Consider the following 20,995-nt stretch of genomic DNA (forward strand, 5'->3'; position numbering starts at 1 on the left):
AATGGCCATCAGCACCATCGCCTCGAAGTCGGACAGCGGAGGCGCCGGGGGGCGCGTCGGGGCTTACGATGGACGGATCGCGAGCGCGTCGGCCGGACGGCTTCGGTGCTGCCAGCCACCGGCGACGGCGCCGATCTCGTAGGGCCGAGAACGGAGTTCCTCGCGCAGATCATCGATCAGCAGGTCGATGCTGCACTCCTTACGACAACGCGGGCCAACCTCTCACGGCGGAGCGGTTCGACCGAGGCAAAAATCACTGCCTCGACGCGCATCACCCATTCCCGCCAGCGCAGCGCCGGCGGCAGGTCGGCCAGTTCCCGGTCGAGCAAACGGTCGTTTGTGCCCTCCGTCTCCGACGCTTGTGTCTCGCTGCGCGGAGTTTTAGCTGCGCAGGGTCCGCTCATCGTTACAGCCCAAAGATCTGGAAGGAGGATCGGCCGGACAGCTCGCGTACCGCGCCAAAGCCATTCAACCGTTCGAACAGGCGTGTCGCTGCCCAGCGGGAGAGATCACTGCCGGGTGCCGAGGCTGGCACGGTGTCGTCATCGAGCAGCTTTTGGATAATAAGACCGGCCCCCTTGGTGCGTCCCTTTGGTGCGGCGGAGAGAAGCTTCTCGGCGCGACGGGCAATCTCGCCGGCTGACTGCAGTGCTGCCCCGGTCCCCTCAACGAGGGCCAGGCAGATGGCCCGAACGAAGGCGGGGTCGTCGGGTCGGGCGCGGCCCCTGCCGCTGGACGCGCGGAAGGCCGACCCGTAGCGTTCGGCCATCAACATCGGCACGGGGGATGTGTCCATTTGAGTTTCTCGGCGATCAGGGTATCGGCCAGCGCCCAGGCAAGCCGTTCGGCATCCGGACGGGCGGCGTGGATTGCCGTTAGCGCGCCGGATCCTGGTCTATGGCGCCACGCTCGCCGGTTTCCGGCCGGTAGAGGAGGAGGAAGACTGGAAGCGGCGCGGTGGTGGTGGCGGCGGTGGTGGGGGTCGCCCGAGCGGTATAGGACAAGCGACCCGGGTCGCCTATCAAGCGCGTGCCGTGGCGGCACGGGCCGGCTATGCGGCGGGCGCGCAGCCTGCTGTGTTCCCCTGGGCACCTCCGGTGATGACGGCAATTTGCTCGCTCGACGGCATGGTGACTCACTTGGCGGTTAGAGTGCGGTCCCGCAGTCGAGACGGAAAACGGGAAGCTTGGCGCCACCCTCGACCTCCTCGAAGTCGACCGTGACGCGGTCGCCGCAACGCGAGTTCTCCGCGTTCGGACCAACGATGTTGCCCATCAGTTGCACGCCCTCGTCCAGCCTGATGATGGCCAGCACATAAGGCAGCCGGTCGGAAAACCCCGTCGGCGAGCCGGCAACCTGAACGGTGACGGAGTAGATCTCTCCCTTCCCAGTCGAGGCACGCCAGCTGAGATCGTCGCCAAGGCAATGCGGGCAGACACGCTTCGGATACATGATCGGCTTGTCGCAGCCGCGGCATTCCTGGACCACGAAGCGGCGTTCGGCCGCGGCCAGCCAGTAGCCAGCGGACCAGGGCTCGACTTGGGGGGCGGGCGGGCGGGTGTGTTCATCAGTGTTCCCCAGACAAAATGGTGACGTGCGAATCCATCCAGGTCCCGCCGGAGGCGGTCTCGGCGGCATTGACGAGATTTTCGACCTGGCGCGGCCCGGCCTTGCCCATCAGTTGGCGGAAGGCCTCGACAAGAACGGCAACGCCACCGCCGACGCCGGTATGGCCTTGCGACAGCATCCCGCCATTGGTCGTCATCGGCATCGAGCCGCCGGGCGACGTTTCGCCGGCGGCGATGAAGGTGCCCGCCCGCTCGCCACCGCAAAGCTTGAGCCCGTCAAGGGCGATCAGCGCGAAGACCGGATAGGCATCGTAGAGTTCGGCGATCTGGATGTCTCTCGGTCCAATGCCAGCCTGGGCGGCGGCCTGGGGATGGCCGAGCTTCGCCAGGTCGGTGTCCTACGACAAGGCGTAATGCGTCACCAGCGAGGAATGACCCCTGACATAGACGTTCCCGACCGCAACGAAGTTGCATCTGGGGCGTGACATTGGCGCGGGTTTGGGCAGCGCCGGAACGGCTTGCCCGGTCTAATAGTACTTATGTGTGCTGAATCCGCTCATATGCCGTTTATACAGCTCTACCTGGTGTGCCGTCAGTATCGGCGCCGGAACGAACCATTTTCGAAAAATCACTATATAGCATAGCGTCGAAGGCATGGGCTGGGCATGAATCCGGAGCACCTCGTCCGCCAACATCTGCAGACGGAACGCTAGTCGAATTGATCCCCCATATGCCGCTCGACGTCTCACTTTTCTGGGAGGTTAGCGGTAGAGCGGTTCGGGCACAGCGCAGGCAGCTTCGAGGAAGGAACGCTAAGTTGCTCCTGATCTTAGTATGATATCCCACACACCTAGTTGCCTTTCTTCGACAGGTACTGCGCCGAGGTCAGATAGTAATTCCGGGCCGTGGCATTGATCTGGCGTTCGCCCAGTTCGGTCAGCGCCCGGGCCTTGAGTTCCTTTGCCGCCCCGTGTTCAGGGTCGAGGGCCAGCACATAATCGACCAGTTCGGCCGCCCACTGGAACTCCTTGGCCTCGACCGCTTCATTGGCTCGATCGAGCATCTTCGCTGGCCCACCGGCTTAGCTTGAGCATCTTGCGGGCGCGCTCGGTAGGAGGCAGCGGGTATAAACTGGTCGCGTTGCCATCGAACCATCCCACATAGTCGGCGTAGATACCCCGTACGGCCCAAGCCACGCTGCCATAGTATTCCTGAAGGTAGGGGCTGTTTGCGAGTTCGGTAGGAAGCTTTACCTCCTGGACAAGTTCGTCCGGCGTCTTGCCCTGCTTGATGCCTGCGAGGGCCTGGTCGAGGACGGTCTTGATCCCGTCCCGGTAGTCTGTGAGTGCCTTAGAGGCCGTTTTGAAAATCGGCTTGCTGGGGTTTCGTCTGAGGCTGGGTTATGATTCAAGCTGTGGATGTGGACAAAGCAGAGCCGTGGCCGGATGGCCCAGATCGCCAAGAAGACCAAGCGCTACCCGTCTGATTTGACGGATGAGGAGTGGGAGCAGTTCGCGCCGCTGATGCCCATGCCTGGGCGGCGTGGCCGTCCGCGCGAGGTTGATTTTCGCGAGGTGATCAATGCGGTGCGCTACCTGGTCCGTTCGGGTTGCGGCTGGCGGATGCTGCCGATCCACTTTGGACCCTGGCAGACGGTCTATGGCTGGTTTCGAGAGCTGGCGCGGCGGTTTCTGTTCCAGACCATCCACGACGTGGCGCTGATGCTGGATCGTGAGCGGGCCGGACGCGAGGCGAGCCCGTCGGCGGCGGTGATCGACAGCCAGTCGGTCAAAACCACCGAAAGCGGCGGAAGGGGGTTTGATGCCGGCAAGAAGGTCATGGGCCGCAGGCGCCACATCGTTGTCGACACGCTCGGTCTGCTGGTCGGCCTCGTCGTCCACGCCGCCGATATCCAGGATCGCGATGGCGCCCCGGCGGCCCTGAAAGCCATCCTCAAACGCTGGCCGTGGCTGCGCTATATCTTCGCCGATGGTGGCTATGCCGGGCCGAAGCTGCGGGGCGCGCTGCAAAAAGTCGGACAGTTCACGCTCGAGATCGTCAAGCGCACGGACAAGCCCAAAGGTTTCCAGATCCTGCCGCGCCGATGGGTCGTGAACCGCTGTACAATGTTGCCAAGTTTGCCTTTGAGTTGTCGGTGCGCATCGAGCGTCCAAGCCGTAAGCGGCAGCTTGTTGAGGCTCGTTGTGGTCGGAATGCGAGTCGATTTGTCGCGGGCGAATCAGAGCCACCACAGGATTTAATGCGCCATCGACGGCCCAGCTGCGAGCTGGCCGATGGAGGCGCACATGGTCCGACGCATGGATCGCCCTGTGCTGCGCGTGCACGTGTCGTTCGAAGCGACAAGAACCGGCCCCCAACATCTGCTCGAGGCCTATTCCCGTCTTGTGCCGACGATACGGCGCACGAGCCAGCGGCAGGACCGCTCATCGAAGGTGAAGGAAGTGATGGCGAGATCGGGAGGTGAGCAATGACCGAGACGCGATGCGTGCTCTATGCACGGGTATCCAGCGAGGCCCAGACGCGCGACAACACGATTGCCAGTCAGGTCATTGCGTTGCAGGAACGCATTGCCGCCGATGGCTTCATGCTTGAGCCAGGTCACAGCTATCTGGATGACGGCTACAGTGGTTCGATCCTGCTTCGCCCCGCGCTGGAGCGGCTGAGGGATGCGGTTGCCAGTGGCCACGTCGAGCGTCTCTACGTCCATGCTCCCGATCGGCTCGCCCGCCGCTACGCCCATCAGGCGCTGCTGATCGACGAGTTCCGTCGTGCCGGTGTGGAGATCGTCTTCCTGAACCGCCCCATTGGTGGCACGGCCGAGGATGATCTGCTGCTCCAGGTTCAGGGCGTGATCGCCGAATATGAGCGCGCCAAGATCCTCGAGCGGAGCCGTCGCGGTCGTCGTCATGCGGCCCGTTCCGGCTCCATCAGCGCTCTGACTGGTGCGCCCTTCGGCTACCGCTATGTGAGCCGGGGCCAAGGTGGCGGCGTGGCTCGCTTCGAGGTGGTGGAGGCGGAGGCGCACATTGTTCGTCTGATCTTCGCATGGGTCGGCCTCGATCGCATGAGCCTGCGGGAGGTGTGCCGGCGGCTCAAGCAGATCGGCTGCCAGACGCGGGCAGGAGCCATGCATTGGCACGCCTCCACGATCCGCGGCATGCTTGCCAATCCCGCCTATGTCGGACGCGCCGCTTTCGGGCGCGCCCGCTATTTGCCACCACAACCAAGCCCGCGACGAAATCCGCGAGCCGGATGAGATCGTCCGCCTCGAACGACAGATGACCACCTTGCGTCGCGGCATCGGCCGGCTGATCGACAGCTATGCGGAGGGCGTCATCGACAAGGCGGAATTCGAACCGCGTATCGCTGGCCTGAAACTACGCCTCTCCCAAGCTTCAGGAGCGGCACCGGGCGGCGGTCGAAGTGGCCGAGAACGAACGCGACCTCTCACTCCTCATCAGCCGTCTGGAAGACTTCGCCGCCAAGGTGGACAGCAGGGCTCGCCGCCCTTGATCGAACCGGCATGCGCCAGATCATCCGCTCCGTGGTTCGCCGGGTCGAAATCGACGACGCGCACAATGTTGCGTGGAACTGGTCATTTTGCTTGGTGATTTTGGGCGGGCTGGGCCATCGAGCGGGGGAACCCGGAAGATGATCTCGATGATGTCGATGTTGCGCCTGATCGTTGCTGTGATGGATCGACCTTTCCGATCAGCAGGAGCAGCGATGTCGAAGACCTTGCGCGGATTTATAACGAACGCCAGCCCGGGCCCCAAGTCTGCTTTTACGAAGAACATGTCCTGGATGACTCACATTCACGAACAGTTCACAGCCATGAAAGCACATCGTCCAGGTATGGTGCGCAGTATCCTTGGACACGTGCACAGGCCAAGGTCCGTGATCTTCATCGATTAGAAACTGCATCGCTTCTATGAAGACCTGCGTGAACTGATCCGTGGTTGTAAGAGTGATTACCGGCTCGAAAAGCACAAGTAGTGGACGGTGGTGGTTGAGGTCGATGGAGTGAATAGTGGTGTGGGCGTTGTCACGTTGTTTGAAATGTGGCCGCGTGAGGCCGACACCGCGCTTTTCAGGCAGGCCGTGCACTCACGGCTTCCCACGCGGCCATGGCTTGGCGTCGATGGGTTCGAATTTGTGCTGCGGAGCGGTTGGTCTGGGATGGGACGAAGAGATTTCGGACGGCGGAGAAGATCGACACGAAATGCTGCAATGAGCCGACCGACCGGAAACCCGTCGCGTTCGTTCCCGTTTTCGGAACGGCAGGTGTGAATTCTCCGCCCGGTTGTTCAAGCCTTTATGCGAGCGGTGTTCCACCTTCGGCATGTCGCAACACCAAGGCCGCCAGGCGCCTGCTGACGCGACTTCTGAAGAAGCAGGGTCTGCCGCCAAAGCGTATGATCCCGACAAACTGCGCTCCTACGGGGCGGCCCAACGCCAGCTCAGGCGTGCAACTGCTAGGATTCGATCACCGACAAACGGCTCTGGAAAGCCGCGCGTCCGACATCATGCACGTCTCAAGCCAGACCCGGCATGCGGCATTCTGCAGCGTGGCGATTGGCGAAATCGGCGGCAGCTTCACCAACTTCCCCTTATGTTGCACTGCGATAGATTTGTTGCATTGCGATATCGGCGCACAGGACCGAGTCTGCGCATGGGTGGGCTTTCAACGACTACGGCGCCGCGCGTTGCTTCGGCATGCGCACCGCAGCAGTTTGATCGGCGCGATCTACGGTCTGCGCCGGGACAAGGTTCACAGTGGCAACATCGTTCCGTCCGGATATCGAAGGCTTGCGTGCGGTGGCGGTGGTGGGCGTCATCGCCTTCCATTTTGGCCTGACCTCGCTGCCCGGCGGCTTCACCGGCGTCGACATCTTCTTCGTCATCTCCGGTTACCTCATCACAAAGCACCTGCTGGGCGAGATCGGCGAGACCGGGCGACTGAACCTGTGGCGCTTCTATGCCCGGCGTGCGCGGCGGCTGTTGCCGGCGTCGCTGTTCGTCATCCTCGCCACGCTGGTGGCGGGCTACTTCATCCTGTCGCCGGCCGAACAGTCGCTCTACTCGAAAGGCGCCATGTTCGCGTCGGCCTATATGATCAATCTGTGGCTGATCCGCTGGTCGTTCGACTATTTCGCCGCGGATGCGACCAACAACCCGTTCATCCATTTCTGGTCGTTGTCGGTCGAGGAACAGTTTTATCTGGCCTGGCCGGCGCTGCTGCTTCTCGCGGCGTGGCTGCGCCCGGGCAGGCGCACCGCGATCCTGGTGATCGGCGTCGCCGGCCTGGTCTCCTTCGCCGCCTGCGTCTGGCTCACCGCCGTGGCGCAGCCCTGGGCCTTCTATTTCTCGCCGCTGCGCGCCTGGGAATTCGCCGCCGGTGGCCTCGCAACCATGGCGCCGGCAAAGTTCTGGCGCGACCGGCCGCTGCTTGCCACCGGGCAGGCGTTGGTCGGCCTGGCGCTGATCGCCTTCGCCTATCTGATGGTGAGCGAGGAGTCCCCTTTCCCCGGGGCGATCGCGCTGGTGCCGGTGGTCGGCACGGTGCTGGTGCTGCTCAGCGGCAGCGGTGCGGGCCAAAGCGCGTCGCAGAGCCTGCCGAACGCCTTCCTGTCGCTGCCGCCGATGCAATGGCTGGGCAAGCTTTCCTACTCGCTCTACCTCTGGCACTGGCCGGTCATCGTCTATGCGGCGATGCTGGTGCCCGACCTCTCCGGCCTCCAGCGCCTTGCCTGCGCAGCGCTGACGCTGGCGCTGTCGGCCTTCACCTACCGTTTCATCGAGAACCCGATCCGCCGCAATGGCTGGCTGATGGCGGGAGCGGCCAGGGCCCTGGTGCCGGCCGCGGTGCTGACCGGCGCCGGGGTGATTGCCGCCTATGGCAATGCGCGCTTTGCCGATCACAATTTCAGCCCCGAGCAACGCAGCATCGCCCAAAGTGCGGCGCAGAATTCCACCGTGCGCGCCAGCAATATCGACTGCGTGCTCGATTTCGCCACCGTCCAGCCGAAACCTTGCGTGTTCGGCCCCAGGAACACGGAGAGCTCGGTGGTGCTGTTCGGCGACTCGCATGCCGACCACTGGTCGACGCCACTGATCGCGGCGGCCGCGAACAACAATTTCCAGGTGGTGACCTACCTCAAATCCTCCTGCCGGGCCTCGCGGGTGACGACCTGGAACTGGCGCATGAAGCGCGACTACACCGAATGCGATCAATGGCGCGAGCAATCGATCAAGGACATCATCGCGCTCCATCCGCAACTGGTGGTGATCTCGGAATTCTCGATGGGCAATGTGATGCGGGAATCGCCCGACGAATTGAAGCACGCCAACTGGGACGAGGAGTGGCGGGACGGCCTGCGCTGGACGCTGGAGGCGTTCAGCCAGGCCGGCATCAAGGTCGCGGTCATCAGGGACGTGCCCTACAATGGCAGCTATGTCGACAAATGCGTGGCGCGCGCGCTGTGGCGCGGGCAGCAGCCGGCGGCGTGCGACACACCGAGGGCGACCGCCGCAAATGACGAGATCGCCGCGGTGGAGCGCGACATCGTGCGCGGCACGCCGAACGCCACCTACATCGATATGACCGACAAGTTCTGCGACCAGACCACCTGCCACGTGTTCATCGACGGCATGCTGGCCTTCCGCGACCGTCACCATCTGGCGACGCCCTTCGCGCAGTCGCTGGAGCCGGCGGTGGAACGGGCGCTGTTCTCAAGCGCGGTGGCGCAGCGGTGACCTAGGCGGCGGGGCAGCTTCCCGCCCCCAATTTCCACTAATGTTGCACTGCGATAGATTTGTTGCATTGCGATATCGGCGCTCAGGGGCGAGTCTGCGCATGGGTAGGCTTTCAACGAACTACACGAGGTTTTCATCGTGTCAGCATCGTTCCGTCCTGACATCGAAGGGTTGCGTGCGCTGGCGGTGTCGGGCGTCGTCGCCTTTCATTTCGGCCTGACCGGCCTGCCCGGCGGCTTTGTCGGCGTCGACATCTTCTTCGTCATCTCCGGCTATCTCATCACAAAGCACTTGGTGAGCGAGATCGCAGAGACCGGACGGCTGGATCTGTGGCGCTTCTACGCCAGTCGCGCCCGGCGGCTGTTGCCGGCGTCGCTGTTCGTCATCCTCGCCACGCTGGTGGCCGGCGCCTTCATCCTGTCGCCGGAGGAACAGTCGCTCTATTCCAAGGGCGCCATGTTCGCCTCGGCCTATGCGATCAACCTTTGGCTGATCCGCTGGTCGTTCGACTACTTTGCCGCGGATGCGACCAGCAACCCGTTCATCCATTTCTGGTCGCTGTCGGTGGAGGAGCAGTTCTACCTCGCCTGGCCGGCGCTGCTTTTGCTGGCGGCATGGCTGCGTCCGGGCAAGCGCATGGCGATGCTGGTGATCGGCGTTGCCGGCCTGGTCTCCTTCGCCGTCTGTGCCTGGCTCACCACCGTGGCGCAGCCCTGGGCGTTCTATTTCTCGCCGCTGCGCGCCTGGGGAATTCGCCGCCGGTGGCCTCGCAACCATGGTGCCGCAAAGATTCTGGCAACAACGCCCGCGGCTCGGCGCGGTTTTGGCAGCCGTTCCGTAACAGCCAACCGCAATTCGTCATCTCTCAGCGGGTTGACAATCGCCCCTCAAACGCCATGCTGCAGTGCAACATGACTATCGAGGAACGCGGCATAACAGATATCAGGTCATCGCGCATCGAATGCCTGGACGGGCTTCGAGCGCTCGCCGCGAACTGGGTGCTTGTCGGGCACTGCCTGCTGCTGACCGGCTGGCACGTTCCCATCCTCGGCGAGCCGGATCTCGGCGTCGACCTGTTCATCATGCTGTCCGGCTTCCTGATGGTGTTTCACTATCAGCTGCGCCAGGACAAGGAGCCTTGGCAAAGACCGGAAACCTGGCTGAAATTCTGGACGCGTCGCTATTTCAGGATCGCGCCGCTGTTCTACGTCATGCTTTTCCTGGCGCTGGCGCTTGGCCCCTATCTCTACGAGTCGAGAATCGTCATCGACGATTTCCTGTCGAGATCGCACCAGGCGCCTGAACGCTACCTCGACAGCGGCCTGAAGAACATCGTCGCCCATCTCACGTTCCTGTTCGGCCTGGTGCCGAACCTCGCCTACCGTACGCCGCTGCCCGACTGGAGCCTGGGGCTGGAGATGCAGTTCTACGCCGTGTTCCCGGCCGTCATGCTGCTGGTGCGCAGGCTCGACTGGGTCAGGAGCGCCGTGCTGGTGGCGGCGCTTGGCTGCCTCATCGTGTTTGTCATGGGTCAATTGTCGTTCCGTTTTCCGATGCCGTCGTTCCTGCCGCTGAAAATGCAGATCTTCCTGTGCGGAATGCTGTTGGCGGGCGTCGTGCATCAAAGCCGGCCGCGGCCGCTCCTCTATCTCGCATTGGCCGTGCTGCTGGTGGCACTGCCTTTTGGCGGCGACTACGGATTGGGCAAGCTCCTGGTGCGTGAAGCGCTGGTGGCGGGCTTCTTTGCCCTGGTGCTCTATCGCATGCTGCCGGGAATGGTGGGAACGGTGGCGAGGGCGATCGCCGTGACGCTCAGCAACCGGTTCTTTCATCTCATGGGAGAGCTTTCCTTCAGCATGTACCTGATCCATCTGCTGGTGTTGCAGCCGGTCGCGGCGTTCGTCATCAGCCAATACGGCCACGAACTGGCGGCGCCGCTGCGCTTCGCCATCGTCATGGCTGCCGTCCTGCCGACGGTGACCCTGCTGTCCTGGATCACTTACACTCTAATCGAGGTCCCTGGCCAGAAGGCGGGCCGCTTCGTCGTCCAGCGCTTTGGGCGGAAAAACGAGCCGGCGCTGGAGACGACGCCGGCGGAGTAGCCGCGAAGGACAAGGGGAAGATTGGCAGCTTGGAAGGCGCCCCCGTCGTCCAGACGGCACCGTAACGTTAACCGGGCATCGATCAAAATGTGGGATCTGGCGGCATGACCAGATTTTCCCGTGATCCTCTTTATCGTCGCCACCGATTTCCGGCGCAGGTGATTGCCCATGCCGTTTGGCTCTATTTCCGGTTTCCGCTCAGCCTGCGGATGGTCGAGGATATGCTGGCAGCTCGTGGCGTCATCGTCTCTCACCAGACCGTGCGACTTTGGGCTGAGAAATTTGGCAGACACTTTGCCAATGATATCCGGAAGCGATCGGCCGGCAAGCTCGGCGACAAATGGCATCTCGATGAGGGTGCGCCACGAAGGCGCGAAGGAGGAGCTATGATTTAGGCACTTCCCAAGCAGCCATGCTGCACAGGAGATGAGGGCTGGCCCCTCGAAGCCGGCTTGCAGGAGCGGGTTTCAAACCACCTCAAGCTGCTGTCGTAAAGAGCGATGGTGGTGAGCGTTGAGGAAAAGGCCGGACTTGATCCGGTCAGGTAAGATGCAAGGAGACGAGCGGGAGCGAACCGCTGACGACGTGTCGAAAAGTGCATAGATGGCGTCAAAACCGGGTGGGCTTCGTTAACCCGGGAGAAGTCTGGGAGATACCTGTCTACTGCCCAGATGGCGTCCGGCATGAAGGCGGCGTGACCTTGCTTCAGGCTCTTGTGTAGAACGTGGGAACCTGTCGCCCCGATGCGAAGGGAGACATCCAAGTGGAAGCACCATGAGGATCCGAGTACCGATGCGGGGCACAGGGACGGAGTTGCGTGTAGTAGTGAAGAAGGTGCTGTAATGGCGTTGGAGCGAAGGCGCAACACTGTCCAGCTTTATCGAAAGGTCAACCGTCATGCGGGAGGAGCCTTTGGGTAAAGCAAAGCCGTTCGATATTCCTAAACGGGCTGTTTGGGAGGCTTATCAACGGGTAAAGGCGAACCGGGGTGCAGCCGGGGTCGATGATCAGTCGATCGAGGATTTTGAGCGGGATGTGAAGAACAACCTGTTCAAGCTCTGGAACCGATTGTCATCTGGCAGCTACTTTCCGCCGCCAGTCAAACGGGTCGCGATCAAAAAGCGGCAAGGTGGTACAAGGCCGTTGGGCATTCCCACGGTCTCAGACCGGATTGCGCAAGGGGTGGTGAAGGCATACCTGGAACCGGAACTGGAAAGACATTTCCATCCCGATTCCTATGGGTATAGGCCCGGCAAGTCGGCACTCGAGGCCGTGGGTATGGCAAGGCAGAGATGCTGGCGCCATGACTGGGTTCTCGATCTCGACATTCAGGCCTTCTTGGATCCATTGTCATAATACCCCCTGGTTCACGGTATCTGTTCGAAGAGGCTGGGATTTTTGTCTATCGTCTTGATCCATAGGCCTTTTCTCTGTCCACGCACGACATGGACGGATTCGAGTTCGCCGCGTTTTACTCGCTGCAACACGACCTGGCGCGACAGGCCGAGGTTCTCCATGGCGTCGCGGATGGGCTCAAAGCCTTCGCCAGGCGTGGCCAGGAATCGGGCCTTGAGTTCGGCGGTCAGGCGAATGCGCCATGGCGCACCGGGTGTCACCTGTTCGCCCGGGATGAGGCCGTCGTTGACATGGCGGTGGAGCGTCGATGGCGCCACGCCGAGCGCGGCAGCGGCCTGACGGACGGTGACGATGTCGCCGTCGGCGGCTGGTGGCTTGGCCTTGCAGGCGGGAATCTTCCAGTGCTTACGCAGATAGCCGACGCGGTTGGCGTCAAACCGGTGGCCGTACGCCGTTCGGCGGCCCTGGCGGTTGAGGACGCCGGCAATGACCGCGTCGGGATAATGCGGTGCCAGCCGCCGCAGCAGCGCCAGCGTGTCCTCGTCGGTACGAACCGTCGCCGGCCGCGAGCGCGGCAAGGCGACGGTGAGGCGACTCGTAGCGTTGCCCTTCCAGCGCAGGACGAGAAGCGCCGCTGCCTCGTCGCGATCGACATGGAGGGTGACCTCATCGAGGAGCGTGCGCAGCAATTCCTTGCGGTCACGCGGCGTGGTGGGCGCGTACCAAACGCTCGCCAGATCGGCCCCGAGGGCAAGCAGCGTTTCCCGCTCCGTGGCCGACAGGACGCGCGGACGCTGCTCCTCGCGCCGCGCCAGTTCCGCCTTTGCCGCCTCCAGTGCGCGCAACGCCTCCTCCCACTCCTGCTCGAGCCTGCGGGCGACCAGGCGATTGTCGGGATCGACGGCGCAATAGCGGCGCTCGGCGCGGTTGACGGCGAAGGCGGCGCGCTCCACGTCGAGCCGCCAATGCTTGAGTGCTGCCTCGCGATCGTTCTCCAGCCGCTCGGCCGCTTCGAGCGTGGCGGTCAGGCGCACCGGCTCCAGCGCCTCCAGGAAGGCCGCCACCACGGCTTCATCGATCTGCCCGCCGCCAACATTGAGGCAATGGACGCCTCTGCCCTCGACGACCACCTTGCCGGGACAATGGTAGCCCGGCGTCACGGTGCGGCCGCGATAATGGGTGTGCAGCCGTCGCCCGCAGTGGCCGCAGCGGGCAATGCCCTGCAGCAGGGCGCCACCCTCTCTGGCGGCGCCACCGGCCTGTTCCTGCGCCTTGGCGTGCGTCCGGGGTTGGGTGTTGGCCGCCATGCGCTCTCGATTGGCCTCGAAGGTGGGCCAATCGATATAGCCCTGGTGGTGGTCCTTGATCAGCACTTGCCAGTCTTCCATCGGCAGCTTGCGTATCCGCTTGCACCGCGCGCCGGTTTCGTCGAGCACCGTCTCTCGGCGATACTTGCCATAGACATAGGCGCCGGCATAGACTGGATTGGCAAGCACGCTGTGAATCGCGTGGTAGCTGGCCTCGCCCCAGCGCAGCTCGGTGCGTGCATTAAGCCACAGCGGGAACTTCATCGCTTGCTCGCGGAACCACAGCCACACGCGGCGCGCCGAGCCGAGCTCGGCAAAGCGGGCAAAGACGGTGCGGATGGCATGGGCGACGGCCTCGTCGGGATGGATCAGGATCTCGCCGTCCGCCTCGCCCCAGACGAAGCCGATCGGTAGGCCGCGGCGCAATTCACCGCGCGCTGCCTTGTTGCGGATGCCGCCATTGAGGCGGGCGCGCAGGACGTGCAATTCGGCCTCGCTCATGGCGCCTTTCAACCCGAGCAAAAGCCTATCGTTGAACAGAGCCGGGTGGTAGATCCCGTCAGCATCGCCAATCAGCGTATCGGTCAGCCCGGCCAACTCGATCAGCCGGTGCCAGTCGGCATTGTTGCGCGCCAGCCGCGAAACCTCCAGGCCAAGCACGATGCCGACCCGGGCCAGCGCCACCTCGCTGGTCAGCCGCGCAAAGCCGGCGCGCATGACGCTGCCGGAGCCGGACAGGCCAAGGTCCTCGTCGATGACCAAGACACGCTCGTCCGGCCAACCCAGCTCGCGCGCCCGACCGGAGAGCGCGTATTGCCGCTCGGTCGATTCACGGTTGTTCTCCACCTGTGAGGCGCTCGACTGGCGCAGGTAGACGACAGCCAGCCGGGCCTGGTGACCGGCGGCGATTTTGCTGTGTTCAGTCATGACCGGCCTCCCTCACTGTCAGCATGCGCGCGATCACGAGGGCGAGCCGGCGCAACGCCTCCGCCCGCGCCTCGGCGTCCAGCGTCTCCCAGGTGGGTGGGTCGGGAGGCCGCTTGCGGTCTTCCTCGGCGAATCTCAGCTTCAGTTGCATGTCGCTCCTCCTTGTCATCGGGCGGCGACTCGCCGCGCCGTTCAAGAAGAGCGTCGGTCAGAAAGCGCAGATGCAGAAGGTCTGAAAGCCGCCCAATGCTGGAGTGATTAGCCGGCGAGGCTGTGGAATCACCCCCCAGGCCCCCGAGATCCGTCCACGCGACGGGAATGTAGGTCCGGCTGCCGTCCGGCAATTCTAAAAGCAGCGTTGGCTCGCCGCGGCGTTTGAGGCGGCTGATTACGGCCAGAGGCCGCCCTTCAAAGGCGTGGCCCTCCCGCATGATCGTTGCCGAGGCGGGAAGGTCCTGGTGATGGGCAGTCTGGAGATGTTTCCTTCGACACCATTCCACACGACCTGTTGCTACGGGCGGTGCGAAAGCACACCGACTGCACGTGGGTGTTGTTGTACATTGAACGGTGGCTGACGGCTCCCGTGCAACTGGAGAACGGCACTTTGGAACCTCGGGAGAGGGGAACTCCGCAGGGGTCAGTTATCTCACCCTTGCTGGCGAACCTCTTTTTGCACTATGCGTTCGATCGGTGGATGGCCAAACACCATCCTGAGATTCCGTTTGAACGCTTTGCCGATGATGCCGTTTGTCATTGCAGCAGCGAGCGTCAGGCCCAAAAGTTGCAAACGGATCTTGAGCAACGGTTTGCTGAATGCGGACTGAAGTTACATCCAAACAAGACACAGATCGTGTATTGCAAGGATAACGTTCGGCGGGGGCATTGCCCCAATCAGAAGTTCGACTTTCTCGGCTACACCTTTCGACCGAGACTGGCAATGAACCGATGGGGCAAGACCTTCGTCAATTTCAGTCCGGGTATCAGCAACCGAGCCGCGAAAGCCATCCGTCAGACAATGCGGGACTGGCAGCTTGACCGCCGTATCGACAAGCGCATCAATGATCTGGCCAAGATGTTCAATCCGATCCTTCGTGGTTGGATGAACTACTATGGTCGTTACCACAAATCGGCACCTTCCCGAGCATTGATGCACCTCGATCTGCGCCTGGCACGCTGGGCCATGTCGAAATATCGACGCCTGAGACGCCACCGTCGGCGTGCGCGGTACTGGGTCCAGGACGTAAGGCGTCGGGAGCCAGCGCTGTTTGCACATTGGCGATTGCTGTATCGGGCAACGGCTGGACGGTAGGAGCCGGATGAGTGGAGACGCTCACGTCCGGATCTGTGAGAGCCTGGGGGTGAAATTCCCCCGGGCCACTCGACTTGTCATCACCATCGGTGGAAAGAAACACTGGCTTTGGCGCGCCGTTGATCAGGACGGGTTTGTTCTCGACGTGTTGGTGCAAAGCCGTCGCAATGCCAAGGCGGCAAAGCGCTTGATGCGAAAGCTTCTGAAAGGGCAAGGCCGTTCGCCGCGTGTGATGATCGCCGACAAGCTTCGATCCTACGGTGCGGCGAAGCGGGAGATCATGCCAGGCGTCGAGCATCGCTCGCACAAGGGCCTGAACAATCGGGCGGAGAACTCTCATCAACCCGTCCGACGGCGGGAGAGGATCATGAAGCGCTTCAAGTCAGCGCGACATCTTCAGCGTTTCGTTTCCGTCCACGACCCGATCGCCAACCTCTTTAACGTTCCCCGCCACGATATTCCATCCACCCACCATCGAGAACTGCGAGCAACTGCCATGCAAGCATGGCGCCAAATCGCGCGCCTTCACGCCGAATGAACCAAAGCCTCACTCCCAGATCTTGTCTTCACAGCGTTAAGTTTACGGTGCCTCAGAAGCCTATGCAATGGACAGAAACATTCCGCACGCCGACCTGGACGGACTACCTTCGCCTCAATCATCGTCTCACGGAAGTGGACAAGGAACTGGACGAGCGGGTCTTCCAGTTGCAAGCGCCGGCCAAGCGGCCACCGTCAATCTGGGGCGGCATTGACCTGCCCGCCATCGCGAACGATATCGCGCCGGTAGTATCCAGCCCTGCTGACACCGGCGAGACGGGTACCATATGGTGCCAACGACGTTTGGCGGGAATCCAACCTTTCGTTCGATCTGGCTCGCGACCCAAGTTTTCAGCCTCAGCTGGCTGATGCAGACAGTCTCGACTTTCGATCTGATGGTTGCACTGGTGCAGGCTTCATCGAACCCTGGCCGCCTTCATTTTGTCCGTGTTCCCCGGGGCCCTCGCCGACAATTTCAGCCGGCGCCGGGTCATGTTCGCCCTCCGGAGCCTGATGGTTATAGCCTCTCCGGTGCTATCTGGGCCTGGCACTCGGTGGCATTGTGGTTGCCTCTTTTGGCCTCCTGACGGCTTTCGCTGTGACCACCCTCACCTATTTGGTACCCTTGGCCACCAGATGGCGCTGAGCCATAGGCGGCACCGGTGGCCGCGCCACCTCCATTTCCATCAGCCGCTCGGCCGATCACATCCCGGCCATGACCTCAGAACGGCCAAAAGCCGACCAAAAAAGCCAGCATTTTGCTGCCCCATTTCATGAAGTTTTGGTGCCAGCCAGACACCGTTTCATAAGCAACCCGCAGTGCATCTAGGAACAAAACGAAACAGACGAGGATAGCAAATACCTTGCCAAATCCCGCTATAGCTCCTCGAGGTGAGAAACATGTTATTGCGCCGGATCGGTCCATGTCCGGCCTCCTTGAACAAGGACGTCTTTAGGCGCCTCGCGCTGCGATAAGTGACGCCCGGGCTCGCATACGATGACGTGCTAGCCGACGACGATGCTCCTCCGTAAGGGAAATCGGGAAACGCCAGCGCAACTCGCCGAGCGCGTACTCGCTGAGGCTGGGAGCAAATTCCGGCCGTCCCTCGTCGTCGAAAGTGACGAGCGCGCGATCGAATGCGGCGTCCCACAGCGCTGAGAGAAGCAGTCCGTTATGGACGTCGAGCCGCTCGGCATCGCTTTCGCAACCCGCCCACGGGATGATGTGTGAGGCGCGCAGCAGGGCCGGGTCGGAAATTCCGGTAAGGGGACAATACCCTTGCCAATAGTCCATAAGCCGAGCGCGAAAGATGTCCTGACCGATCCTCTGCACGACCAGTCGTTCTACTTCGGTCGTCCGAGGTAGGTCCGCTACTTTTGCTTCAAACTCCCGTAGGGGTGCATCCGGTAAGCTTATAGTGAGTTCATAGACGCGACGCAGAGTCCCATAGAGTGCGCCAAGGCTTTCGAACGCGAGGCGGACAAGCCCAGTCTTGGCCGTGGCTTTGGTCCTTCGGCCGTCAACCATCGCCCTGTTCGTAGCGCTCGCAGTTTCGGGATCATTGGTGGTCGGCTATGTCTTCCAAGCGCTCTGGACGTTTTTTTCGTGAGAATCGATTTCATCCCTGACCCTCATGATGGTTTGACGGCTGGTGCCGTATGTCAGGCTAATGCCGAAACGCTCACTCCTTTGGCCAGGTCTTCGAGGGCTCCCTTTCGCTGCTGCTCATCGAGCCAGGCCGGCCGGCCAAGTTGTTTTCCCTCCGACTTTGCCCGATGGAGCCCTGATAGTGTGCGCTAACGCCGCCAAGGGCTAGTGTCGCGTCGCGGTGATTATGACTCTTTGAGAGACGGCGTGGGATAGGATTTTGCCATCTTCGCTCGGGCCTGCTGTGTGGAGAACATCCAGCGGATGCGGGCGCCACTTTCGGTGCGGCGGCGTTCCCAGGTCCGGATCTCTGTTTCAAGGAGGTCGCGGCTAGCGATGCGGCGATCAAGACATTGGCGGCGCATGACGCCGATTTCGATCTCGACGATGTTGAGCCAACTGGCGTGCCTGGGTGTGTAGTGGAACTCCAGGCGTCGCAAGATCCGACGCGCCTCGACTGCTGGAAAGGTCTGATAGACAGCGGAGGCGGTGTGGGTTGATAGGTTATCCATCACGACGCGGACCTTGTCGGCGCCGGGATAGTCCACGTCGACCAGGTCGCGCATGCAGACGGCGAAGTCCTCGTTGGCGCGCCGGTCGGTGACCTTGACCTTGCGCCACGACCGGTTGGCGTCGACCATGACAAAGAGGTTGGCCGTGCCGTTACGCTTGTACTCGGAGTCGTAGCGGTATCGCTTTCCGGGTTTCGGCACGATGGGCACGCGCACCTCGCCGATGAGCTGGATCGGACTTTCATCGAAGCAGACCACCGGTCGCTTGGGATCATGCGGCTCGGCATAGAGATCGAGGAGATCCTCCATGCGGGCGATGTATTCCCCATCGATATTGGCGATGCACCACATCTTCTGTTGCCAGGGCTTCAGATCGTTGTCGTTCAACCGCCGGCGGACGGTGTCGCGTGAGACGCTCGGGTGTTCGATCACTTCGACCAGGGCGTTGGCCAGAAGCTTCAAAGTCCACCGGGCGCATCCCTGCGGCGGATCAGAACAGGCCAGCGCCACCAGTTGCACCTCCTGCTTGCCGCTCAGTTTGCGAGCCGCCCCCGGACGCGGCCCTTCACTGAGGGCGGCCTCCAGGCTGATCTCCACAAAGCGCTTCTTGGTGCGGTAGATGGTCGAGTCGCTGGTCTGCACCGAGATGGCGATGGCCTCGTCGGCGACCCCGGCGTCGGCGGCCAGCAGGATCTGCATCCGCTTGAGCCGCCGCACCGGCAGTTTACCCCCGCTCACCAAAGCACGCAGCTCGTCTCGTTCGGATTGGCTGAGTTCGACCCGATATCGTATGTTCATTCCCAAAGCCCTTCTTGGTGGAAGAGCCGTAGGTGAATCTACAATGAATCAATTGCTTGACCAAAAGACGCCGGCGCCGACAGCACGGTTCACCGCCAAACAGGGCCAGTACCTCGCCTTCATCTGGGCCTATTCGCAGATCAATCGCCGCGCTCCGGCGGAGGCGGACTTCCAGCGCTACTTCAGGGTCACCGCACCGTCAGTCCATCAGATGCTCAAGACCCTCAACCAACTCGGCTTGATCGACAAGCAGCCCGGTGTCGCTCGCAGCATCCAGTTGCTCGTCCCGCCACAGGACCTGCCCATTCTCGGCGTAGACTAACCCGTCATAATCACTGCGACGGTACACTAGGCAGTGCACCCGCACTGGCGACGCAGCGAACTATTCATCACCGGCGAGGGCTGCTCTTCCTCGTCGCTGGAAAACTCCGGCATGATGTCGCCCGCACGCGACTGAAGCCAAGGAAATTCGCCCGTCAGGACGGCACTTGGGACCTTAAGTTCTTTCATTGGAGCTTGACCGCACCTCTATGTCCTCGCTCAAGCGCTGCCGAAGTGGGCTCATGAGAACGCAACCTCGCGCCCAATAGCGGGCGCTTGCAGCAGGTTTCGCCGTTTGCACGTCCCTTCGGCAAGTCGCGGTACGGTTGGTGGCCGATGTCGCGAACTCGACAAAGTGTCGCGGCCATTCCAACCGCCGCGCGTGTTTCACTCTTGATAAGTAAGGGGCACCGCATTCCGCACGTGGCACGCCGATTGCTGGGATGATGCGCAAGAGCCGCCGCGACAAACCGGTCGTAATGGCCCCGTCCCAGGATAGCAGGTTACATTGGAGGGCGAGCTATGTTGTCCCAGTTTGAAAACCAGTCCATAAACCAGGAGGTCGCCAGGCTCAATCTGCCGAACTCTCGGATCAAGCACTTCGCGCCGGCTAGTTACGCACAAGCCGGAGAAGACGTTATTGTCGAAGGAATCTTGGCTGCAAAACTCTGCAAGAGCCAAAGATCTTGGGCCAGTGTGTTCTATGTCGAGATCGGCGCTAATCACCCCATCTCTACCTCAAGCACCTATCTTATGTACCAAAGGGGAGCGCGAGGTGTTCTGGTTGAACCCAATCCTGAATTGGAAGCGCTGATCCGCACCGCGCGCCCGGACGACATTCTCGTGCGATCCGTTGTCTTGCCCGCTCCGCAAGAGTCTGCCACGCTCTTCATTGGAAACGCCCATGAGCTTACCTCCGTGGACAAGGCACATGTTGAAAGTTTCGGCGACTTCAACGGTATAGGAGGTATCCGAGAACATATCGAGGTGAGCGCGATCGGTATCAATGAACTATTGACGCCATATGCCAATAAGGTCGACTTTTTATCGATTGATTGCGAAGGACTGGATCACGATCTCGTTAAGGCCATTGACTACGAGCGCATCAGACCTGCTGTCATCCAATGCGAGCCAAGTGAGCATCATCTAAAGGGCATCAGGGCCAAGATCATCAATCTGATGGAATGCAGATCATACCGGCTTGCTGCAATGACTGACGGCAACGTCATCTTCGAGCGATTGACCTAATTTAATGCGCCCCAAATCGAACGCTGTCATCGAACATGCACCAAGCCCTGCCATTGCGTCCGGCCCTCAGGCGCCGCACGGCAGACCAGGATGGAAGCGCGTATTGCCGCATGTAGCGTAAGCGAGCAGCTGAGGCCGGGCAGCGCTGATGATTCCACGCCATGAGGGCGGTCAGGGTGAGCCAGTCGTGCGGATTGACCTGATTCATCTTGGCAGTTTGTGCATCGGCGATGCGGCCTGGGACCATTCGGTATTCTCCAAAAACCGTGCCCGGCTGCTGGAGGGCGACATCGCGGCGAAGTTCATTGCGGCGGTGCTGGCGCAGCCGGAGTTCAAGAAGCTGCTCTCCACGGATCACTTCTCGGTCGACGGCTTCGATCAAGAGCGTCAAGCCGACTCAGGCGAGCTACCGACACAGGGCGGCGGGCCGCCGATGCCGATGAACCAGCGGACCAGAAGATCGCATTCCAGCCGCTCCGAGCGGATCGAATAGAACGCCTGCAAAAGCAGTGCAAGCGGGCAGCTGAGGCCGTTCAGCGCTGGTAGTTCCATGGCATAAGGGCGTCGATATCGCTGTTTGGCCCC

18 protein-coding genes and 13 pseudogenes are annotated in these 20,995 nt (G+C 61.9%); 16 read left to right on the plus strand and 15 right to left on the minus strand.

Features of this window, described 5'->3' with window-relative positions:
• The 6 genes and pseudogenes from BPNPMPFG_RS34150 to BPNPMPFG_RS34175 form a co-directional block, all read right to left on the minus strand.
• Positions 1-404, minus strand: a pseudogene (locus BPNPMPFG_RS34150) (SMC-Scp complex subunit ScpB); the annotation flags it as partial.
• Positions 405-406: 2 nt separating this feature from the next.
• Positions 407-879 (minus strand): annotated as a pseudogene (locus BPNPMPFG_RS34155) (DUF1403 family protein); the annotation flags it as partial.
• A 267-nt stretch (positions 880-1,146) separates the two neighbouring features.
• Positions 1,147-1,488 carry a Zn-ribbon domain-containing OB-fold protein gene (locus tag BPNPMPFG_RS34160; protein ID WP_258597256.1) on the minus strand — a complete coding sequence of 114 codons (342 nt, stop codon included), beginning with the start codon at positions 1,486-1,488 and terminating at the stop codon, positions 1,147-1,149.
• Between the two features lie 79 nt (positions 1,489-1,567).
• Positions 1,568-1,957 (minus strand): thiolase C-terminal domain-containing protein, encoded by a 390-nt coding sequence (locus BPNPMPFG_RS43285; protein WP_413776910.1) that lies wholly within the window; start codon positions 1,955-1,957, stop codon positions 1,568-1,570.
• 461 nt (positions 1,958-2,418) lie between these two features.
• Positions 2,419-2,631, minus strand: coding sequence for an alkyl sulfatase dimerization domain-containing protein (locus BPNPMPFG_RS34170; RefSeq protein ID WP_258597260.1), 213 nt, complete (start codon positions 2,629-2,631; stop codon positions 2,419-2,421).
• On the minus strand, positions 2,612-2,938 hold the full coding sequence (locus tag BPNPMPFG_RS34175) for an alkyl sulfatase dimerization domain-containing protein (protein ID WP_319946021.1): 327 nt from the start codon (positions 2,936-2,938) through the stop codon (positions 2,612-2,614). Before BPNPMPFG_RS34175 ends, BPNPMPFG_RS34170 begins: the two co-directional genes overlap by 20 nt.
• 48 nt (positions 2,939-2,986) lie before the next feature.
• Here BPNPMPFG_RS34175 and BPNPMPFG_RS34180 point away from each other — a divergent pair, with 48 nt between their 5' ends.
• From BPNPMPFG_RS34180 to BPNPMPFG_RS34190, 3 genes are read left to right on the plus strand one after another with little or no spacing between them, the layout of a single operon-like run.
• Positions 2,987-3,829 carry an IS5 family transposase gene (locus tag BPNPMPFG_RS34180; protein WP_258597262.1) on the plus strand — a complete coding sequence of 281 codons (843 nt, stop codon included), beginning with the start codon at positions 2,987-2,989 and terminating at the stop codon, positions 3,827-3,829.
• Between the two features lie 45 nt (positions 3,830-3,874).
• A complete protein-coding gene (locus BPNPMPFG_RS34185) occupies positions 3,875-4,060 on the plus strand; it encodes a hypothetical protein (RefSeq protein ID WP_258597264.1) in 186 nt (61 codons plus the stop codon).
• Positions 4,057-4,845, plus strand: coding sequence for a recombinase family protein (locus BPNPMPFG_RS34190; RefSeq protein ID WP_258597265.1), 789 nt, complete (start codon positions 4,057-4,059; stop codon positions 4,843-4,845). The genes BPNPMPFG_RS34185 and BPNPMPFG_RS34190 overlap by 4 nt, the downstream gene beginning before the upstream one ends.
• A gap of 455 nt (positions 4,846-5,300) precedes the next feature.
• On the opposite strand, the gene BPNPMPFG_RS43290 is transcribed toward BPNPMPFG_RS34190, so the two are convergent.
• Together BPNPMPFG_RS43290 and BPNPMPFG_RS34195 are read right to left on the minus strand one after the other, a co-directional pair.
• A complete protein-coding gene (locus BPNPMPFG_RS43290; RefSeq protein WP_413776903.1) occupies positions 5,301-5,696 on the minus strand; it encodes a YqcI/YcgG family protein in 396 nt (131 codons plus the stop codon).
• A pseudogene (locus tag BPNPMPFG_RS34195) lies at positions 5,680-5,933 on the minus strand (DDE-type integrase/transposase/recombinase); the annotation flags it as partial. The pseudogene BPNPMPFG_RS34195 and the gene BPNPMPFG_RS43290, both read right to left, overlap by 17 nt.
• On the opposite strand from BPNPMPFG_RS34195, the pseudogene BPNPMPFG_RS43295 reads away from it, so the two are divergent.
• The 6 genes and pseudogenes from BPNPMPFG_RS43295 to BPNPMPFG_RS34220 all read left to right on the plus strand — a co-directional run.
• Positions 5,930-6,060: pseudogene (locus tag BPNPMPFG_RS43295) on the plus strand (IS6 family transposase); the annotation flags it as partial. The pseudogenes BPNPMPFG_RS34195 and BPNPMPFG_RS43295 overlap by 4 nt on opposite strands.
• Positions 6,061-6,365: 305 nt before the next feature.
• On the plus strand, positions 6,366-8,345 hold the full coding sequence (locus BPNPMPFG_RS34200; RefSeq protein WP_258597267.1) for an acyltransferase family protein: 1,980 nt from the start codon (positions 6,366-6,368) through the stop codon (positions 8,343-8,345).
• Positions 8,346-8,483: 138 nt separating this feature from the next.
• Positions 8,484-9,171 (plus strand): annotated as a pseudogene (locus BPNPMPFG_RS34205) (acyltransferase family protein); the annotation flags it as partial.
• An 85-nt stretch (positions 9,172-9,256) separates the two neighbouring features.
• Positions 9,257-10,447 carry an acyltransferase family protein gene (locus tag BPNPMPFG_RS34210; protein WP_258597268.1) on the plus strand — a complete coding sequence of 397 codons (1,191 nt, stop codon included), beginning with the start codon at positions 9,257-9,259 and terminating at the stop codon, positions 10,445-10,447.
• Between the two features lie 104 nt (positions 10,448-10,551).
• Positions 10,552-10,803: pseudogene (locus tag BPNPMPFG_RS34215) on the plus strand (IS6 family transposase); the annotation flags it as partial.
• 541 nt (positions 10,804-11,344) lie between these two features.
• Positions 11,345-11,800, plus strand: a pseudogene (locus BPNPMPFG_RS34220) (reverse transcriptase domain-containing protein); the annotation flags it as partial.
• A gap of 14 nt (positions 11,801-11,814) precedes the next feature.
• Here BPNPMPFG_RS34220 and BPNPMPFG_RS34225 read toward each other — a convergent pair.
• From BPNPMPFG_RS34225 to BPNPMPFG_RS43630, 3 genes and pseudogenes are all read right to left on the minus strand, one after another.
• Positions 11,815-14,037 carry a recombinase family protein gene (locus BPNPMPFG_RS34225; protein ID WP_258597270.1) on the minus strand — a complete coding sequence of 741 codons (2,223 nt, stop codon included), beginning with the start codon at positions 14,035-14,037 and terminating at the stop codon, positions 11,815-11,817.
• A complete protein-coding gene (locus BPNPMPFG_RS34230; protein ID WP_183454876.1) occupies positions 14,030-14,188 on the minus strand; it encodes a hypothetical protein in 159 nt (52 codons plus the stop codon). The genes BPNPMPFG_RS34225 and BPNPMPFG_RS34230 overlap by 8 nt, the downstream gene beginning before the upstream one ends.
• 106 nt (positions 14,189-14,294) lie before the next feature.
• A pseudogene (locus BPNPMPFG_RS43630) lies at positions 14,295-14,468 on the minus strand (hypothetical protein); the annotation flags it as partial.
• A gap of 89 nt (positions 14,469-14,557) precedes the next feature.
• On the opposite strand from BPNPMPFG_RS43630, the gene BPNPMPFG_RS34235 reads away from it, so the two are divergent.
• The 4 genes and pseudogenes from BPNPMPFG_RS34235 to BPNPMPFG_RS34250 form a co-directional block, all read left to right on the plus strand.
• Positions 14,558-15,346 (plus strand): reverse transcriptase domain-containing protein, encoded by a 789-nt coding sequence (locus BPNPMPFG_RS34235; RefSeq protein ID WP_258597680.1) that lies wholly within the window; start codon positions 14,558-14,560, stop codon positions 15,344-15,346.
• Positions 15,347-15,419: 73 nt separating this feature from the next.
• A pseudogene (locus tag BPNPMPFG_RS34240) lies at positions 15,420-15,884 on the plus strand (IS6 family transposase); the annotation flags it as partial.
• Between the two features lie 53 nt (positions 15,885-15,937).
• Positions 15,938-16,046, plus strand: a pseudogene (locus BPNPMPFG_RS42960) (MFS transporter); the annotation flags it as partial.
• Between the two features lie 124 nt (positions 16,047-16,170).
• A pseudogene (locus tag BPNPMPFG_RS34250) lies at positions 16,171-16,526 on the plus strand (MFS transporter); the annotation flags it as partial.
• Between the two features lie 78 nt (positions 16,527-16,604).
• Here the strand turns inward: BPNPMPFG_RS34250 and BPNPMPFG_RS34255 are convergent.
• From BPNPMPFG_RS34255 to BPNPMPFG_RS34270, 4 genes and pseudogenes are all read right to left on the minus strand, one after another.
• A complete protein-coding gene (locus BPNPMPFG_RS34255; RefSeq protein ID WP_258597699.1) occupies positions 16,605-16,808 on the minus strand; it encodes a hypothetical protein in 204 nt (67 codons plus the stop codon).
• 27 nt (positions 16,809-16,835) lie between these two features.
• Entirely contained in the window at positions 16,836-17,177 is a 342-nt protein-coding gene (locus tag BPNPMPFG_RS42965) for an HNH endonuclease (protein ID WP_319946013.1), read from the minus strand.
• A 279-nt stretch (positions 17,178-17,456) separates the two neighbouring features.
• Positions 17,457-17,680: pseudogene (locus BPNPMPFG_RS34265) on the minus strand (helix-turn-helix domain-containing protein); the annotation flags it as partial.
• A gap of 36 nt (positions 17,681-17,716) precedes the next feature.
• A complete protein-coding gene (locus BPNPMPFG_RS34270; protein ID WP_258597273.1) occupies positions 17,717-18,841 on the minus strand; it encodes an IS630 family transposase in 1,125 nt (374 codons plus the stop codon).
• A 43-nt stretch (positions 18,842-18,884) separates the two neighbouring features.
• On the opposite strand from BPNPMPFG_RS34270, the gene BPNPMPFG_RS34275 reads away from it, so the two are divergent.
• From BPNPMPFG_RS34275 to BPNPMPFG_RS34285, 3 genes and pseudogenes are all read left to right on the plus strand, one after another.
• Positions 18,885-19,163: a LexA family protein gene (locus BPNPMPFG_RS34275; RefSeq protein ID WP_258597274.1), complete on the plus strand. Its 279-nt coding sequence runs from the start codon at positions 18,885-18,887 to the stop codon at positions 19,161-19,163.
• Between the two features lie 521 nt (positions 19,164-19,684).
• On the plus strand, positions 19,685-20,410 hold the full coding sequence (locus tag BPNPMPFG_RS34280) for an FkbM family methyltransferase (RefSeq protein WP_258597276.1): 726 nt from the start codon (positions 19,685-19,687) through the stop codon (positions 20,408-20,410).
• A 217-nt stretch (positions 20,411-20,627) separates the two neighbouring features.
• Positions 20,628-20,783: pseudogene (locus BPNPMPFG_RS34285) on the plus strand (IS5/IS1182 family transposase); the annotation flags it as partial.
• Positions 20,784-20,995 lie beyond the last annotated feature (212 nt).

Source organism: Mesorhizobium sp. AR07, from assembly GCF_024746815.1.
In the GTDB taxonomy this organism is placed as follows: domain Bacteria; phylum Pseudomonadota; class Alphaproteobacteria; order Rhizobiales; family Rhizobiaceae; genus Mesorhizobium.

What these genes read in the sequence shown, in the direction of transcription:
- BPNPMPFG_RS34255 (WP_258597699.1), bottom strand. Translation starts at nt 16,808, where the DNA reads ATGGACCGATCCGGCGCAATAACATGTTTCTCACCTCGAGGAGCTATA.
- BPNPMPFG_RS34225 (WP_258597270.1), bottom strand. Translation starts at nt 14,037, where the DNA reads ATGACTGAACACAGCAAAATCGCCGCCGGTCACCAGGCCCGGCTGGCT.
- BPNPMPFG_RS34280 (WP_258597276.1), top strand. Translation starts at nt 19,685, where the DNA reads ATGTTGTCCCAGTTTGAAAACCAGTCCATAAACCAGGAGGTCGCCAGG.
- BPNPMPFG_RS42965 (WP_319946013.1), bottom strand. Translation starts at nt 17,177, where the DNA reads ATGGACTATTGGCAAGGGTATTGTCCCCTTACCGGAATTTCCGACCCG.
- BPNPMPFG_RS34275 (WP_258597274.1), top strand. Translation starts at nt 18,885, where the DNA reads ATGAATCAATTGCTTGACCAAAAGACGCCGGCGCCGACAGCACGGTTC.
- BPNPMPFG_RS34270 (WP_258597273.1), bottom strand. Translation starts at nt 18,841, where the DNA reads ATGAACATACGATATCGGGTCGAACTCAGCCAATCCGAACGAGACGAG.
- BPNPMPFG_RS34170 (WP_258597260.1), bottom strand. Translation starts at nt 2,631, where the DNA reads ATGCTCGATCGAGCCAATGAAGCGGTCGAGGCCAAGGAGTTCCAGTGG.
- BPNPMPFG_RS34185 (WP_258597264.1), top strand. Translation starts at nt 3,875, where the DNA reads ATGGTCCGACGCATGGATCGCCCTGTGCTGCGCGTGCACGTGTCGTTC.
- BPNPMPFG_RS34230 (WP_183454876.1), bottom strand. Translation starts at nt 14,188, where the DNA reads ATGCAACTGAAGCTGAGATTCGCCGAGGAAGACCGCAAGCGGCCTCCC.
- BPNPMPFG_RS34190 (WP_258597265.1), top strand. Translation starts at nt 4,057, where the DNA reads ATGACCGAGACGCGATGCGTGCTCTATGCACGGGTATCCAGCGAGGCC.
- BPNPMPFG_RS34180 (WP_258597262.1), top strand. Translation starts at nt 2,987, where the DNA reads ATGTGGACAAAGCAGAGCCGTGGCCGGATGGCCCAGATCGCCAAGAAG.
- BPNPMPFG_RS34210 (WP_258597268.1), top strand. Translation starts at nt 9,257, where the DNA reads ATGACTATCGAGGAACGCGGCATAACAGATATCAGGTCATCGCGCATC.